15 protein-coding genes are annotated in these 14,659 nt (G+C 46.7%); 5 read left to right on the forward strand and 10 right to left on the reverse strand.

Annotated features, from left to right (window positions below; genetic code table 11):
* Positions 1 to 113 precede the first annotated feature (113 nt).
* Entirely contained in the window at positions 114 to 1,001 is an 888-nt protein-coding gene (locus TRNA_RS35470) for a sulfite exporter TauE/SafE family protein (protein WP_009327816.1), read from the reverse strand.
* Positions 1,002 to 1,309: 308 nt separating this feature from the next.
* Here TRNA_RS35470 and TRNA_RS35480 point away from each other — a divergent pair, with 308 nt between their 5' ends.
* Together TRNA_RS35480 and TRNA_RS35485 are read left to right on the forward strand one after the other, a co-directional pair.
* Positions 1,310 to 1,690 (forward strand): hypothetical protein, encoded by a 381-nt coding sequence (locus TRNA_RS35480; RefSeq protein WP_009327815.1) that lies wholly within the window; start codon positions 1,310 to 1,312, stop codon positions 1,688 to 1,690.
* A gap of 204 nt (positions 1,691 to 1,894) precedes the next feature.
* Positions 1,895 to 2,689 (forward strand): SDR family NAD(P)-dependent oxidoreductase, encoded by a 795-nt coding sequence (locus tag TRNA_RS35485; protein ID WP_011198151.1) that lies wholly within the window; start codon positions 1,895 to 1,897, stop codon positions 2,687 to 2,689.
* A 37-nt stretch (positions 2,690 to 2,726) separates the two neighbouring features.
* Here the strand turns inward: TRNA_RS35485 and TRNA_RS35490 are convergent, their stop codons facing one another.
* From TRNA_RS35490 to TRNA_RS35520, 7 genes are all read right to left on the reverse strand, one after another.
* Positions 2,727 to 4,760, reverse strand: a complete 2,034-nt coding sequence (locus tag TRNA_RS35490; RefSeq protein WP_003183827.1) for a glycoside hydrolase family 32 protein — start codon at positions 4,758 to 4,760, stop codon at positions 2,727 to 2,729.
* 120 nt (positions 4,761 to 4,880) lie between these two features.
* Positions 4,881 to 5,708, reverse strand: a complete 828-nt coding sequence (locus TRNA_RS35495) for a PTS system mannose/fructose/sorbose family transporter subunit IID (protein ID WP_003183830.1) — start codon at positions 5,706 to 5,708, stop codon at positions 4,881 to 4,883.
* 21 nt (positions 5,709 to 5,729) lie between these two features.
* Positions 5,730 to 6,533 (reverse strand): PTS mannose/fructose/sorbose transporter subunit IIC, encoded by an 804-nt coding sequence (locus TRNA_RS35500; protein WP_009327813.1) that lies wholly within the window; start codon positions 6,531 to 6,533, stop codon positions 5,730 to 5,732.
* 17 nt (positions 6,534 to 6,550) lie between these two features.
* Positions 6,551 to 7,042: a mannose/fructose/sorbose PTS transporter subunit IIB gene (locus tag TRNA_RS35505; RefSeq protein WP_009327812.1), complete on the reverse strand. Its 492-nt coding sequence runs from the start codon at positions 7,040 to 7,042 to the stop codon at positions 6,551 to 6,553.
* Positions 7,042 to 7,479: a mannose/fructose/sorbose PTS transporter subunit IIA gene (locus TRNA_RS35510; RefSeq protein WP_003183836.1), complete on the reverse strand. Its 438-nt coding sequence runs from the start codon at positions 7,477 to 7,479 to the stop codon at positions 7,042 to 7,044. Before TRNA_RS35510 ends, TRNA_RS35505 begins: the two co-directional genes overlap by 1 nt.
* A gap of 201 nt (positions 7,480 to 7,680) precedes the next feature.
* Positions 7,681 to 10,467, reverse strand: coding sequence for a sigma 54-interacting transcriptional regulator (locus tag TRNA_RS35515; RefSeq protein ID WP_003183837.1), 2,787 nt, complete (start codon positions 10,465 to 10,467; stop codon positions 7,681 to 7,683).
* Positions 10,468 to 10,864: 397 nt separating this feature from the next.
* Positions 10,865 to 11,329 (reverse strand): hypothetical protein, encoded by a 465-nt coding sequence (locus TRNA_RS35520; protein ID WP_003183839.1) that lies wholly within the window; start codon positions 11,327 to 11,329, stop codon positions 10,865 to 10,867.
* A 120-nt stretch (positions 11,330 to 11,449) separates the two neighbouring features.
* Here TRNA_RS35520 and TRNA_RS35525 point away from each other — a divergent pair, with 120 nt between their 5' ends.
* Entirely contained in the window at positions 11,450 to 11,710 is a 261-nt protein-coding gene (locus tag TRNA_RS35525) for a YrhK family protein (RefSeq protein ID WP_011198152.1), read from the forward strand.
* An 82-nt stretch (positions 11,711 to 11,792) separates the two neighbouring features.
* Here TRNA_RS35525 and catA read toward each other — a convergent pair whose 3' ends face one another.
* On the reverse strand, positions 11,793 to 12,443 hold the full coding sequence (catA, locus tag TRNA_RS35530) for a type A chloramphenicol O-acetyltransferase (RefSeq protein ID WP_009327810.1): 651 nt from the start codon (positions 12,441 to 12,443) through the stop codon (positions 11,793 to 11,795).
* 216 nt (positions 12,444 to 12,659) lie between these two features.
* Here catA and TRNA_RS35535 point away from each other — a divergent pair, with 216 nt between their 5' ends.
* Both TRNA_RS35535 and TRNA_RS35540 read left to right on the forward strand, forming a co-directional pair.
* On the forward strand, positions 12,660 to 13,220 hold the full coding sequence (locus tag TRNA_RS35535; protein ID WP_009327809.1) for a bifunctional transcriptional activator/DNA repair enzyme AdaA: 561 nt from the start codon (positions 12,660 to 12,662) through the stop codon (positions 13,218 to 13,220).
* Between the two features lie 4 nt (positions 13,221 to 13,224).
* Entirely contained in the window at positions 13,225 to 13,752 is a 528-nt protein-coding gene (locus TRNA_RS35540) for a methylated-DNA--[protein]-cysteine S-methyltransferase (protein ID WP_003183848.1), read from the forward strand.
* A 33-nt stretch (positions 13,753 to 13,785) separates the two neighbouring features.
* Here TRNA_RS35540 and TRNA_RS35545 read toward each other — a convergent pair whose 3' ends face one another.
* A complete protein-coding gene (locus TRNA_RS35545; protein WP_003183850.1) occupies positions 13,786 to 14,634 on the reverse strand; it encodes an aldo/keto reductase in 849 nt (282 codons plus the stop codon).
* Positions 14,635 to 14,659: the final 25 nt, after the last annotated feature.

A 14,659-nucleotide genomic window follows, 5' to 3' on the forward strand; every position in this document is an offset into this window, starting at 1 on the left:
TTAACAGTTCCTTTTTAAGGAACGGCAGTCTAACAGGAGCCCTTCGGTTGTCCGATCGGAATCTATTCGTTTGTTGACGGCGACGTCCATGAAAGCCTAAAGCCGTCGCAGAGTTACTGATTGAACGCTTGAGCAGTTTGATCACTTGTTCTTATTTTTACAACAATATAGACAATAGCTGATATCCAAACTGCGATAATTCCAATATAAATAACCGGATATAATGCTGTTTGATCGATCCACGAATGGATAAGCGTTCTTGTGTTGACGAGGATGATCAGCCCGCCGACCAGAACGCCCATTAATCGGGCATGCACCTTCTGCACCAGCCAGGCGGCAATCGGTGCCGCAATAATTCCGCCAATCATCAATGCACCAACCCACAGCCAATTGACTTCTTCCCAGCCGAGCGAAATGAAAAATCCTAACGTTGCCGAAACGGCAATGGCAAACTCGCTTGTGTCAACAGTTCCCACTACTTTTCTCGCACTGACGCCTTTTTTGGATAACAAAACAGGAGTGGCAATCGGCCCCCAGCCGCCCCCTCCGGTTGCATCGGCAAAACCCGCGATCAATCCCAGGGGAACGGCTTTTTTTCTCGAAAGGCTGATATTGTTTTTTTGCTCTCCTATTTTAAACATGAATAGAAATCGAATGAGCACATACACGCCGAGAACAAGCAGAAACATTGAAATATAAGGTTTCGCAAGCTCACCCGGAATGTTGCTTAAAAAGGAAGCGCCGAGAAATGCCCCGAGCGATCCTGGGATGACGAGTCGTTTGACCGTTTGTTTATCGACGTTTCCAAACTTTATATGCGACACACCAGATGCCGCGGTTGTAACGACTTCCGCCAGGTGAACGGATGCTGACGCAACCGCCGGTGCGATGCCGAAGGCAAGCAGCAATGATGACGATGTCACCCCGTACGCCATCCCTAAGGCGCCATCTATCAGCTGCGCAAATAATCCTATCAAGACAAACACAATCAGCTTTTTCATGTTGGCCTCCCACTTCAATTGGTTTATTTTTATTGTTAAATATAATCTATACTATGCCTACCTGTAAAGTGCGAATTTTAAAAAATATAAATTTTTTGTATTTTTCATCGACACCAGCAAAAAAGAGCATATGCATGCAAAATGAGCGCCTATCCCCCGGTCTTTTGTCTTAATGAAAGACAGTTTATGGATGCTGCTTGCAAAAAATGCATCGTGCAGAAAAGGCGTCGGGGAGTAACGCCTCATTCGTTTCATTGGCAATGATGATATAATCCCCCATGTAATGACTTCAAAAGGAGGCTCAAGCCATGAAATTCAGCAAAATCGGTGCCTTACTGCTCACTTTGGCGTGTTTGCTTTTGCCTTTTTCTTCGGCGACTGCAGCAGGTGCCGGTGTATGGGATAATATCGGCACATACGGCATGACGTCGCAAACTCCGATCATCAAATCAAGCGGAGGGGAATTTTATTTTCACAACAACAGCTTTTACGGCTTTACATTTACGCTGTATGAAGTTGACGGGGCGGGAAGCACGCCTGAAATCGCAAGAAAAAATTTCTACGTCGGACCGAAAAGCAACAGTCCGGCGATCGATGTCAGCAGTTTTGCAGATGGTGCGAATAAACAAGCAGAACTCGTCCTGTTTAAAGGGAATGATACATATATCACCGTTACTTGTTATGATTGAATGTCCCATAAACAGCAAGCCCGCCGTTTACAGCCGGCGGGTTTTTTTGATCAAGTTCCCTCCTTATACCTATAGGCACAAAAAAGTGCCTATATGACTTAAAAGTGCGTACTTCCGTTTTGGTGTCTTCTGTTCCATAATCATAATTGATGTTTTGTTTGACATTGTTCTGTTTATAATGAAAAGAAAACGGAGGGATCAATGATGAACTTGGATTTACGGGGAAAAAGAGCGTTGGTGACCGGATCGACGTCCGGAATCGGCAAAGCGATTGCCGCTTCACTTGCGAAAGAAGGTGCGTCTGTCATCATTAACGGACGCCGGCAAGAAAAGGTCAACCAAACAATAGACGAATTGAAAGGCCAATTTCCCGAGGCTGTTCTTCAAGCGGCCCCTTATGACCTTGGCACTGAAAAAGGGTGTCAAAGCCTATTAGCAGCATTCCCGGATGTTGATATTCTGGTCAATAATTTAGGGATCTTTGAACCGGCGGAATATTTCGAGATACCGGATGAGGATTGGTTCCGCTTTTTCGAAGTGAATATTATGAGCGGGGTAAGGCTCTCGCGGAGGTATTTGCAAAGCATGATCGAGAAAAAAGAAGGCCGGGTCATTTTTATTGCGAGCGAAGCCGCGGTTATGCCGTCACAGGAAATGGCTCATTACAGCGCAACAAAAACGATGCAGCTTTCGATTTCCCGGAGCCTGGCAGAGCTTGCGGCAGGTACAAATGTGACCGTCAATACGGTTATGCCGGGCTCAACCTTAACCGAAGGCGTTGAAACGATGCTGAAGACCCTCTATCCGGATGAAAACCTGACAGTCGAAGAAGCGGAAAAGCGGTTTATGAAAGAAAACCGGCCGACCTCTATCATACAAAGGCTGATTCGGCCGGAAGAAATCGCGCACTTTGTCACATTTTTAAGCAGTCCGCTTTCTTCGCCGATCAATGGTGCAGCCTTGCGTGCGGACGGCGGATTGGTCCGCAGCGTCTTTTAAAGGAAAGGCTGGAATGCCCGGCATTCCAGCCACATGATCATCGTTTGGCATAAACATGTTGGAAGACTGCGGTCGCATCCCATGCATTCAAACCGAAGGCTCCATCGGCAAACGTTGAATCCCGGGCGCTTATCACCAATTGATCATCAAGGTAAATATAAAAGTTTGCACCGCGGGCCACCGTTTTCAGGTGATATTTCCGGCCGGTTTCTATCGGTGTGCGGTGTTCGGCAATAACAGAGGCCGAGCCGTCTTCAAATTTGAAAAACTTCACCACGTCATGCTTGGCATCCACATTGGCAAGGTATCCGTTTTTAACATCCTGATCGGCCCGAAACACGAGAGCCCCTGCCCCTCTTCCATTTCCATCCTTTATCGCGACATCTGCTTCATATGTGAAATCTGTTGCTTTTGCTGAAGATAAAATGAACGAATCTCCTTCAGAGCGCCCTTGTTTTCCATCAATCGTATCGGCCCATACACCGTTTACGGTCGTCCAGCCGGTCAAATTTGATTGAAAGGGCGACGCTCCCCATACTTTTTTCAGAGGATGAACCGTCATGGAATTCAGCTTGACAAACCCGTTTGATGCGTATACTTCTAGCCCTTTGCTGGATTGGTCCGGCAAAATAATGTCGGTGATCACCTGCCTCCCGTCGTTGCCGAATACTTCGACTGAAGAGCGGTCGACATAAATGCGCATCTTCACCTTCCCAGCGACCGGTTCCAGCGGGGCCGCATGCTTTCCAGTGTTAAAGTTCGGATTAAAGGAGACGTTTCCTGATTGGCTCCGGTCGACGAACAGTGAAGCGCTGTTTTTGCTGTAGCCGATTTTCGTATACTCGTTTTCCCCTGTTCGGACTTTAAAGCCGAATTCGGCCGCAGCTCCGGTATTTACTTGAAATTCCGCATTGATTTCATAAGCATCGCCTGACAGCCCTTTCAGCAAATTTCCGTTTCGAGGCGAAATGATCTTGTTTTTCCACGTTTGCGATGCTCCCCGTATCGACTGCAGCTCCGCTACCGGAGCTTGAATCATTCTAAGCCCTTCGGAAAACGCTTTCAATTTTACTTCTCTCGGGATCGACATTGCGCTTCTCCACGGGGAAGTGGGAACATCGTTTGCGTATTGCCAATTGCTCATCCACCCTAACCAAAGCCTTCGTCCGTCTGACTTCGGGATATCAGACCAGCTGACAGCTGCGTAGAAGTCTTTGCCGTAATCTGTCCATAGTACGCGATTCGGCGGGTTTTCATTTTTAAAGGTTGTTCCGTCAAAACTGCCGACGAAATATTGCATGCCTGATCCTCCTGAGACAGCACCGTCTCCAACACTGACTTGCATCACCCATTTCGTTTCATTCGGCCTGCCCTCTACAGGAAGCTCAAACAGATCCGGACATTCCCACACGCCTCCATGGCTGCCCTCTCCTTCGCCGAATTCGCTCGCATATGTCCACCGCTTCAAGTCAGGCGATGTATAGATCAGAATTCGATCGCCCCCCGCAAGCAACATCACCCACTTTTTTGTCTGTTCATGCCAAATGACTTTCGGATCGCGGAAATCTCTTTTTCCCGGATTTGGAATGACAGGGTTGCCTGAGTACTTCGTCCATGTCCTGCCTTTGTCATTGCTGTAGGCGATGCTTTGCACTTGTTCCCCGCTCCGGTCCTGCGTATAAATGGCAACGAGCGGCTTCTCCGTCCCTGTTTGAAACCCTGTAGTATTATGCCGATCGGCGACAGCGCTGCCCGAAAAAATCGTTCCTTTTTCATCCGGATACAGTGCGACCGGCAAATGCTCCCACTTGACTAAATCTTTGCTTACCGCGTGCCCCCAATGCATTGGCCCCCAGCGCAAGCCATATGGATGATATTGATAAAACAGATGATATTCCCCCGCGTAATACACCATCCCGTTCGGGTCATTCATCCAGTTTGCTTCCGGCGTGAAATGATACTTGGGCCGATGATCCTCGTTATAGTAGTCCGGGTCGGCAGCAGCTGCGGAAAAGGCTTCCGGGAACATCATAGCCCCTATGATCCCCATCTGAATCATTCTCTTTTTCATGACTTTTTCCCCCCTCTTCTTCACTCGGTTTTTTAGGCAGGAAGTCCAAACAGCCGCCCCCTTTTTTGCGGCCGAATGGACCTGCTTCTCAAAAGCTAAGAAAAGAACACCCAAAACATGTTATGCCAAAAAACCTGCCCAATAGCCGACAATCCCGATGATAAAAATACCGAAAATCATGAGCAGAGGATTCACCCCTTTGCGAAGCATCCAGGCAGCGAGCAATGTCAATCCTAAAGGCAGCACACCAGGCATGATGCTGTCTAAAATGTTTTGCACGGTCTGTACATCGACTTTGCCTGCATCATCCTTAATTCTCGACACGACGATCGGGATATTGATTGTGGTCCACTTGGAAACGAGAGCTCCCATCACAAACAGCCCGAGTATTGAAGCGCCTTCCGTCAGTTTTTGAATGCGGTTCCCCACCAAGTCCTGCAATATTTCCATGCCTTTCACATAGCCGTACTTTAATCCGTAGTATTTAGTGCTTAATCTGACGGCGTTGATTAAAAAGAAAAACAAAAGCGGGCCGGCGATGTTTCCGCTTAAAGCAAGCGACGCTCCCAAGGCCGCCAAAACCGGGCGCAACGTCCCCCAGAAAATCGGGTCGCCCACGCCTGCCAACGGGCCCATTAAGCCGATTTTCATTCCATTAATTGCTTTGGCATCAATCTTTTTATTGTTGGCCATTTCTTCTTCCATCGCAGCGGTTACGCCAAATATCGGCGCTGTCAGCCACGGATGTGTATTAAACCATTCCAAATGGCGCTGGAGCGCTTCGCTCCGTTTTGCTCCCGGACCGTACAGTTTTTTGATCGCCGGAATCATGACGTAGCAGTAGCCGAGCGCCTGTACACGCTCAAAGTTAAAAGATCCGAGCAAAAAGTTTGAGCGGATAAACATACTGAAAATCTCTCTCTTCGTTAATCTTTTTTCTGTGCCCATTATTCGTCCCTCCTTTAATTTTTAAGCATCCAGATCATCGTCATCATCATAAGCGGCCATGCTGCCGTCACTGGCGGCAGCAACCGCCCCTTGAGCATGATTTTTTTGCATCACTTGCTGATATAAAAATGCCAGACAGAGCCCGAGGGCGCCGAAGCCGACTAAATTGAAATCGGTGAACGCGGCCAGCAAAAAACCGATATAGAAAAACGGCTTCAAATACGGAATGTTCATCATGTTGATGACCATCGCATACCCGACAACAACGATAATGCCTCCGCCTATTTGCAAGCCTTTTGTGATGACTTCCGGAATATTTCCCAAAAACGCCTGAACAGCGCTGACACTGATCAGAGCCACGATCAATGTCGGAATCATAACGCGCAGCGCCTGAAACGCCATGGCAGTTATATGCATAATTTCAATTCCTTTAAAATTGCCATCCTTTGCGTATTTGTCGGCGCGGTGAATTAAAAATACGGTGATCGTCCGGACGAAAATCGTCAGCGCCTGACCCGCAGCTGCCAAAGCCACCGCGACGGCGATCCCTTCGCCGATTCCCTGATCGGCGGTAATCACTAAGATAGTCGAAATCACGGAAGCGATGGCCGTATCGGGGGCCATTGCAAGACCGACATTCATCCAGCCAAGCGCCATCAGCTCCAGCGTTCCGCCGAGAATGATGCCTGTTTTCAGATCCCCGAGGACAAGGCCGACCAAAGTGCAGGCAATCAGCGGGCGATGTGTCTGCCCTTCGTCCAATACACTACCGATACCTGTTATAGCAGCGATGACAAGCAGCAAAATGATTTGAATCGTTGACATGCCTTTAGAACCTCCTTCTAGGATTTTGTTGCGTTTCTTAACATCTGCATAAAGTCTTCGCTCGAATCTGACGGCAGCTGCCTCAGTTCCAGCTTCACGCCCAATTCATGCAATTGTTCGAACGATTTGATGTCCTTTTCAGTAACGCTTACCGATTTCGTGATTTGCCTGCGGTTATTCTCGAAACGCATCCCGCCGACATTGACTATTTCGATCGGAACGCCTGCTTCGATTAAGGAAACAATGTCGCCCGGATTTTCGAATAACAGCATTGCCGTCGTATCTTCGTACCGCGGACTGTGGAACGCTTTGGCCATTTTGGAAATCGAAACGGCGCTGGCTTTTACATTTGAAGGTGCAACAGAAAGGATCAGCGTTTTTCTCATTTCGTCCTGTGCCACCTCATTGGAGACAACGATAATGCGATCAGCAGCGTGGATTTTGATCCATCTTGTTAATACTTGGCCGTGAATAAAGCGGTCATCAATTCTTGCCAAAACGATTTTCATTACAATTCATCCTCTCTTCCCTGATTGGACTGACTGAATTTTTCCAATTGCTCGCTGCATATTTGGAAGCATTCCCGGCTCATCTTTTTCAACTGGTTCAGCAGTTGTTTGAGCGGCATATGCTCCCTCAAGCTCAATGCCTCTAACAAAATCGGCAGGTTCACTCCGGCTGCCATATCGAATCTCCGCTCTTTCGCGATGTAAGGGGTCGCTGCGTTATATGGCGTCCCGCCGAAAATATCCACTAAAAAAAGCACCTCGTGTTCCTCCGGAACATCCTTCAGCGTCTGATGATATTTTTCTTGCAGTGTCTGAATGCCTTCCCCTTTCAGAAACGGCACCGCGATCAGGCTCTCCTCTTCTCCGAATATCATCCCTGAAGATTCTTTTAATGCTATGGGAAAGTTTCCGTGGCCGCTGATAATGACTGTAATCATGTACATTTGCTCCTTTCTTTTTTCGTTCGCTTATTTATAATGCAAGTATCGTGCCAACAAAACTGTATTAAGCGTTTTCATTGTATTTCAAGACGAATTATTTTCATATTTGAAACACGTTTAAGCATAAAAATAAACCTGTATTAAAATGGGGGTCCACTTAATACAGGTTTACATGAAAAAATTGCCGATGGGAAACAGCTATAACTCTTCAGCAAAGATGGACGCGATAAACATTTTTTCATCTTCGCTGATCGCAAGACCAAGCTTTTCTTCGTAAGGCTTTAATGTTTTCTCTGTGATGTGAAGAACGTTTTCAAGCTGATCATTCATCTCTTCCTCCTCCGGAAAAGCGATCGGGTTCTGTTTGATCACCCTTTCAAAAGCAAAAGCGGTATGCATGATGACTTTGATCAGCACAGCGTTGCTGAATGTCATACGCAGTTCGTCTTGAACCGTCTGAAGCCACTCCAACAGCATGTCTATCACATGATAGGGATTCAAAAAGACAAGATACTTCTTCAGGCTGTCTTCGCAAAGCTCCTTTACAACCACATTTTCACCGGATAATCCGCCGCTCATCGGGATATCGCCGGTTGCAATCACCTGCTGAATCACTTTTTCCCCTTCGCCTTCAATCAATACTTCTAAAGGGACGTGCGGAGCATCGATTTTAGGGTTCTTCGTGCCAACCGTGGCAAGAATCTCATACGCTTTTTCAATTTCTTTGATGCGGCTTGCTAATTTGATCGATGGCACCGTCAAAATGCTGATTTGTTCATCAGATGTCCTGCTCACGATTGATGTTAAAATCTCTTCGAGCTTCTTCGCCGTTCCGCCGCCTGTTGTGCAAATGGAGACGATCGCCTTCTTTTTGCCTGAGACCCGCGGTTTATCGGCCCATAAATCGATGAAATCCTTTGTAACCGAATCGTAGATGGCGTGCAAATTCAAATTCAAATAATTCACCTTGCGGACGGCATCGAGCACCATAGATGTCGTAACATTGCTGATCGTTTTTATTTTAACGCCCGTTTGTTGTTCAAGCCTGCTTTCCAGCATCGCAAGCGATCCCATGTCGACAAGCATTAAAACGCCTTCTCCTTCATCAACCTGCTTCACTTTCTCCGCTAGGCAGCTGACGATTTCCGAGGGTGAAACGGTCAAAGGCATATCAACCGCAGCGATCGGGGTGCTTCCCAGCAGTTCAGTGGCTACTTCAACCATAGAGCTTGCCGTGCTGTTTCCATGGGCGGCCACGACAATGCCCGTCCTTTTGTTTTCTTTCCATGATTTAATCGACTGAATGAGCATCGTCAAGTAGATGACTTCGATTTCCGGAACGGTTACTTTGAAATATGCTTGAATTTTATCTTTGAAAATGAGTGCGACCTCGTATTCTTTCACATGGGTTTCCCTGATTTCATCTGTTTCCTGCGAATTTAAGACATCAATCTGCTTTCCGCGCTTTAAAAATGCGGCGATGTGCATGCTCAGGAAATAGATGAATTTACGGTCGAACTTGCAGTCAAGCTCATGTTCGGCGACTCCCTTTAATTCTTTCGTCATCTGAATCACGTCGTCTTCAACGAATTTGAGTAAACTGTGGTTTTGAAGCATTTTCTGATTAAAAAAGCTTCTGACGTGCAAATGAATATCCGTTAATATATATTGATTGATTTGCTTTTTTGTTAAGCCTTCTTTATTGAGGATTTTCGCTTTTTCTTCTATGACATGATACAAGTTAAAGGAGTCATCGATTTTCGTTGCTTCATCTTCCACAATCGGAGAGATGATCGTTGTAATGTTGACATATTCAGAAATCATTTTGCTCCGTTCAATATTTTTGCTGCTGGACATCCAGTCCTCTTTGATCTCGTCCGGAAGATCCCGGACGGTCAGTTCAACAACCTCGTCTTTGTCAAGGTTATTTAAAAACCCGTGCGCACAGACCAGCTGTACATTTGATTTCAGCTGCCCGACATTTCCGAATTTTGCAGAATGAATCAGTGCATTATAGACATCGATGTGCACATTTAAGTTTTTTTTGATCCGCTCTGCTTCTTTCCCCAATAAAAACGTTGTCAGCTCCACTCTTTCTCCAAGGGACCGTTCATTGAGCGAAGGGATATGTACGGTCATCGGAATTCTCCGCAAAAATGTCTTCAGCAATGCAGAGCTCGGATTTTCTGTTGTCGCACAGATAAACAGGACTTTTGCCGTTCGTTTATGCTCTGTTTCACCAAGCCTGTTGTATGTGCCGCTGTCTATGAAATAAAACAGCATTTCCTGCCCCTCCGGCGGGAGGCGATGGATTTCATCCATAAACAGAATGCCCCCGTCCGCCTGCTCGACTAATCCTGCTTTGTCTTCACCCGCACCTGTAAAAGACCCTTTTTTATGTCCGAACAATTGAGAGAGCAATAATTGAGGGTTGTTATAGTAATCTGCACAGTTGAATGTGATGAACGGGGAATCGGGCTTCAATATGTCAGAATAAACGGCGAACTGGTAGATCCGATTCGCAAACAGCGATTTCCCCGAACCCGTCGGCCCGAGCAGCAGCATATGCAAGCCGTGCGGAGGATAAAAGACTGCCGCTTTCGCCTGAGAAATTGCCTTTTTCAAGCTCCCTTTAGCCCCGATCATGAGCTCGAGGGGATCGGCGGATATATTGCGCGCCGGCTTTTTTTGGCCGTCAGCCAGCCGCCTCAGTTCTTCAACCTCCATCAACTCTGAATTCCATTTGATGTTCAAGACGTTTTCAACAATTTCCACCGGGATGTAGCGGACGGGGAACGTTTTAATCTTGATCACCTTTTTGGCCCGAACGAGATTGTTTAATTCAAAGCTGACATTGGAACGCTCCATTTGCAGCTGCCCGGCGATTTCTTTAGCCGAATTCCCTTGTATCTTTAAAAGCTGATTGATATTCTTTTCGCGAAAATTATCCAGCAGCTGATGGTAGATTTTATCTATTCTTTTCATATGTATCATCCTTTGTTCTCGATTGATCAGCAAAAGGCTGGGGACTTTCTTGAAGATTCAGAATTCCAAAAGCGTATCACGGGATAAAAAAAGATCTTTTACAGATTGACAACCCCGGTTCACCCTACTTTTATATCGATTAGAGAGAGCTCTCATGACACATTTGGTGTTTTTGCTTCATCGGCATCTATGGAAACACCCTCCCAAAGTAGCAGCTTGTCAATAGTGTATCATCATTGAGAAAAATATTGGTGAAAACATCCTGTATTTTTCTTTAAATGCAAATGTTTTGTGACGAGCTCTGCTGGTTCGAGGTCGCTTCGATATCGTATGGCCGAACGATCGGCTGCCTAAGTCATTAAAAAAAGACCGTTGACGATGAACGGCCATTTTTTCTTCATGATTCATCTCCCTTGAAAATGAACGTTTCCTTTAAAAGTCTGCCTTCGCTTCCTTTTTCCGTCCAAATCATGTCCACTTCCAATTCGGTCGCATTCTCTGCCATAAGCAGATTGCGGTGCTTGACAGAGCTTCCGTGATTTAAGCTTTTGGCTAAAGAAACCGGATTTTCGTGAGGAATGTTCCAAAGCGAAAATTTCGTTGAAGAATTAGGCTCGTTCCGATAGACAAAAATTTCCGCCGAAGCCACATCGTGTCCAATGTTTTTGATTTCGACAGCATAAGTATGAAACGCTCCTTTTTCCGGTTTCGCCATTCCGTTTCCGGCTTCGGCTTTACCGATTTGAACTTCCCATTGTTTTGAAGCTTGTTTAACCGGCAATTCTTCAAACGTCAGCGCTTTCGTTTCAAATGACGGAACAATCAAGCCGAACAGGCACGATGCACATATGAATAACCGCATATTTTTCACTCCTGGATGGTTTATTTCCCCATATGTTTTCCTAATTCATAAATCCTATGTATACCGGCGTTTCACTCCGGCTTCCGGCAGGGTAAATAAAAGGATTGGAGTGATCAAGCAATGCCGCAAAACAATAACAAACGATATGAACTCTTTTTCAAAAAAAGATACAAAGTTCTACATACATTAAACGATTTTCTCATCGGCCTTTTATTCCTTGTCGGGAGCTTCTGCTTTTTCTCCGAGGAACTGAAGCCGGCGGGACTATGGATGTTTGTGATCGGCAGCTTTCAGCTGTTAATCAGGCCGACGATCCGTTTGGTTCATGATTTTCACTACAGAAAGTTTGTTGAGAGCCGGCGTTCCAAATGCCGTGAGTAAAATCACACAGCAGTGAGAGATGTTAAGAGACCCGCTAAGAAGTACATATAAAAAAGGCCGAATCATATCGGCCTTTCCTCTGTCACACAAGCCACTCCTCACAATCGGCGGCAAGCCGTTCCAACTCGTTTATAAAAGCGCCGGCATGATAGCCGTCACACACTGCATGGTGAACTTGCAAGGAAACGGGCAAAAATGTTTCCCTGCCTTCTGAAAAGTATTTCCCGTTTGTAATAATCGGCAGCAAGTGTTCGCTGTTATCAAGGTTTAAATTGAAGTTTGAAAAGCGCACCCATGGAATAGAAGAAACTGAAAACGTATTGGGCGGGATGTCCGGCTTAGCCCAAAGGCCCCTTTTGTCTCCAAAGCGCTCGGCGTCCAGAAGATATTGATGATAAAACTGCGAAAAATCGTCTGAGTATTCCGTCCAGAGGGCGGAAAACGTTTGGTCGTCCTGATGAAAAATCGCATAGCACGGATGCATTTGTTCCCAATAACCCAGCTGTCCTTTGTCATCAAACGTTGTTCTAAACTCAGGGCGCGAATGAATGACCCTTGATACGATATAAATAAAAGCCGGATACAGCTTGAGCTTCTTTTTCTTGAGCACGGCGAGCAAATTTGTCACATTGACGTTTGCCGTGATGCTGAAAGAACATTTCGCTTCCTTCATGTAATGGTCAAAATAAGATTTTCTATACCATGTGTCAAGCTCGATTGTTTGAAAATTCATGTTTTACCTCCTAAAATATAGATTTTTATTTTAGGAGGCCTGCTTCACTGATTCCGGCAATATTCTCACCCCATCCTGTGTTGTAAATGAATTGTAGCGCGTTTCGGAGGTCCAGGCAACAGTCTCTCTTCTTCTTTGTCTTCTTGCTGTGCCGTTCTCCGCCTCTCCACCTCCGGCTGTCATATAGGTTATACTGACATAGATCGGGGTGAAGATATGAACAGCAAATCACGATTGACGCCTGAAATGTGGCGGGCGATTACGGAAAACGATTCCGCCTATGACGGAGTTTTTTATTACGCGGTCAAAACGACCGGCATATTTTGCCGCCCTTCCTGCAAATCGAGAGTTCCGCAAATCGACAATGTGCAGATCTTTTTCAATGCAAAAGATGCTTTATCAGAAGGGTACCGCCCCTGCAAACGCTGCAATCCGGCCGGGGCGCTGCTGCCGGATGAAGAGCTGGCACAGCGTGTGGTGGAAATCATCGAGGAATCTTATCGCGATCCGCTGTCTCTGCAAGCTTTGGCTGACAGGTGCCATATCAGCCCTTTTCACCTGCAGCGGACATTTAAACGAATCAAAGGCGTCTCGCCGGCAGAATACATCCTGCAGAAAAGGATTGAGAAAGCGGTCGATTTGCTTGCTCATTCAGAACGATCGATCGCAGAAATCGCTTCAATGGTAGGCATTGCGAATGCGGAATATTTTGCCTCTTTGTTTAAAAAGAAGACTGGGCAATCGCCGACGTCGTACCGGCAAATGAAACGGAGGTAAACATATGGACGATCAAATCGTATACTGGCGTACGCTTATTTGCCGAGGTTGGCAGATTCACATTGGGGCGACTGCCCGCGGGCTCTGTTTTACAGGGGGATGGAATCAAGGCTTCGAGGATTTGGCCGCTTGGGCTGAAAAAAGATTTACACAGCCAGTTTTCATTCGGGATGACAAAGGATTGGCAGAATACGCCGAGCAGCTGCAGGCGTATTTGAACGGCAAGCGAACTCATTTCAGCTTTCCTGTCGACCTTGCCGGCACGCCTTTTCAGCTGGCAGTGTGGAAGGCGCTCTCCGAAATCCCTTACGGCAGCACTTGCTCCTATTCCGATATCGCCGAGCATATTGAAAAGCAGGCCGCTGTGCGGGCAGTAGGCGCGGCGATCGGCGCAAATCCGCTGTTAATGGTGGTGCCTTGCCATCGGGTTATCGGTAAAAGCGGGCAGCTCACGGGATACCGGGGCGGATTGGATATGAAAAAAGAACTGATGATGATGGAGTCCGGCGGTGTAACCGCACAATTCAATTAAAGCCCCGTTCGAATGTCGAACGGGGCCGTTTTGTTAAAAGTCAAAGTTATCGGGATCAGGGCCGACACGGGTGTTTTCATTCAGCGCGTCAATTTGCTTCATTTCCTCGGTGGTCAGTTCAAAATCAAATATGTCCGCGTTTTGGGCAATCCGCTCCGCTTTAGTCGACTTCGGAATCGTAACGACCCCGTTTTGCAAATCCCAGCGCAAAATGACTTGGGCCGGTGTCTTGCCGTACTTGTCCGCGATATCTTTCAGCAGTGGATGGCTGAGCAATTGGCCTTGCATCAGCGGCGACCATGCTTGCAGCTGGATGCCGTGCGCACGGCAAAACGCTTGCAGCTCTTTCTGCGTCAGCCGCGGATGATACTCAACCTGGTTGATCGCCGGTTTGACGGCGGCATCTTTCAGCAAGTCTTCCAGATGGTGAATCTGAAAATTGCTCACTCCGATTGCTTTTACGCGTCCTTGTTCATAAAGTGTTTCAAGCGCTTTCCACGCCGCTTTGTAGCGTCCTTCAACAGGCCAGTGGATCAGGTATAAATCAAGGTAGTCAAGTCCGAGCTTTTCGAGACTCGCCTCATAGGCTGCAATCGTTTCGTCATAGCCTAAATCGTCATTCCAGACCTTTGATGTAACAAACAGGTCTTCTCTTGAAATGCCGGCTTCTTTCAACCCCTCGCGGATTCCTTGCCCAACCCCCTCTTCATTACCGTAGATGGCTGCGGTATCAATACTGCGGTAGCCGTGTTTAATCGCCGTTTTTACGGCTTGTACCAGTTCGGGCCCTTCTTCTACTTTAAATACGCCAAGTCCAAACCAAGGCATAGCTGTCCCGTTATTCAATTTGATTCGATCTTGCAAATTTTTTGCTGTCATCATTTAATTGGCCTCCTTATATTTTGTA

The sequence above is a fragment of the Bacillus licheniformis DSM 13 = ATCC 14580 genome, assembly GCF_000011645.1.
Classification (GTDB): Bacteria; Bacillota; Bacilli; order Bacillales; family Bacillaceae; genus Bacillus; species Bacillus licheniformis.

What these genes read in the sequence shown, in the direction of transcription:
- TRNA_RS35470 (WP_009327816.1), bottom strand. Translation starts at nt 1,001, where the DNA reads ATGAAAAAGCTGATTGTGTTTGTCTTGATAGGATTATTTGCGCAGCTG.
- TRNA_RS35480 (WP_009327815.1), top strand. Translation starts at nt 1,310, where the DNA reads ATGAAATTCAGCAAAATCGGTGCCTTACTGCTCACTTTGGCGTGTTTG.
- TRNA_RS35485 (WP_011198151.1), top strand. Translation starts at nt 1,895, where the DNA reads ATGAACTTGGATTTACGGGGAAAAAGAGCGTTGGTGACCGGATCGACG.
- TRNA_RS35490 (WP_003183827.1), bottom strand. Translation starts at nt 4,760, where the DNA reads ATGAAAAAGAGAATGATTCAGATGGGGATCATAGGGGCTATGATGTTC.
- TRNA_RS35495 (WP_003183830.1), bottom strand. Translation starts at nt 5,708, where the DNA reads ATGGGCACAGAAAAAAGATTAACGAAGAGAGAGATTTTCAGTATGTTT.
- TRNA_RS35500 (WP_009327813.1), bottom strand. Translation starts at nt 6,533, where the DNA reads ATGTCAACGATTCAAATCATTTTGCTGCTTGTCATCGCTGCTATAACA.
- TRNA_RS35505 (WP_009327812.1), bottom strand. Translation starts at nt 7,042, where the DNA reads ATGAAAATCGTTTTGGCAAGAATTGATGACCGCTTTATTCACGGCCAA.
- TRNA_RS35510 (WP_003183836.1), bottom strand. Translation starts at nt 7,479, where the DNA reads ATGATTACAGTCATTATCAGCGGCCACGGAAACTTTCCCATAGCATTA.
- TRNA_RS35515 (WP_003183837.1), bottom strand. Translation starts at nt 10,467, where the DNA reads ATGAAAAGAATAGATAAAATCTACCATCAGCTGCTGGATAATTTTCGC.
- TRNA_RS35520 (WP_003183839.1), bottom strand. Translation starts at nt 11,329, where the DNA reads ATGCGGTTATTCATATGTGCATCGTGCCTGTTCGGCTTGATTGTTCCG.
- TRNA_RS35525 (WP_011198152.1), top strand. Translation starts at nt 11,450, where the DNA reads ATGCCGCAAAACAATAACAAACGATATGAACTCTTTTTCAAAAAAAGA.
- catA (WP_009327810.1), bottom strand. Translation starts at nt 12,443, where the DNA reads ATGAATTTTCAAACAATCGAGCTTGACACATGGTATAGAAAATCTTAT.
- TRNA_RS35535 (WP_009327809.1), top strand. Translation starts at nt 12,660, where the DNA reads ATGAACAGCAAATCACGATTGACGCCTGAAATGTGGCGGGCGATTACG.
- TRNA_RS35540 (WP_003183848.1), top strand. Translation starts at nt 13,225, where the DNA reads ATGGACGATCAAATCGTATACTGGCGTACGCTTATTTGCCGAGGTTGG.
- TRNA_RS35545 (WP_003183850.1), bottom strand. Translation starts at nt 14,634, where the DNA reads ATGATGACAGCAAAAAATTTGCAAGATCGAATCAAATTGAATAACGGG.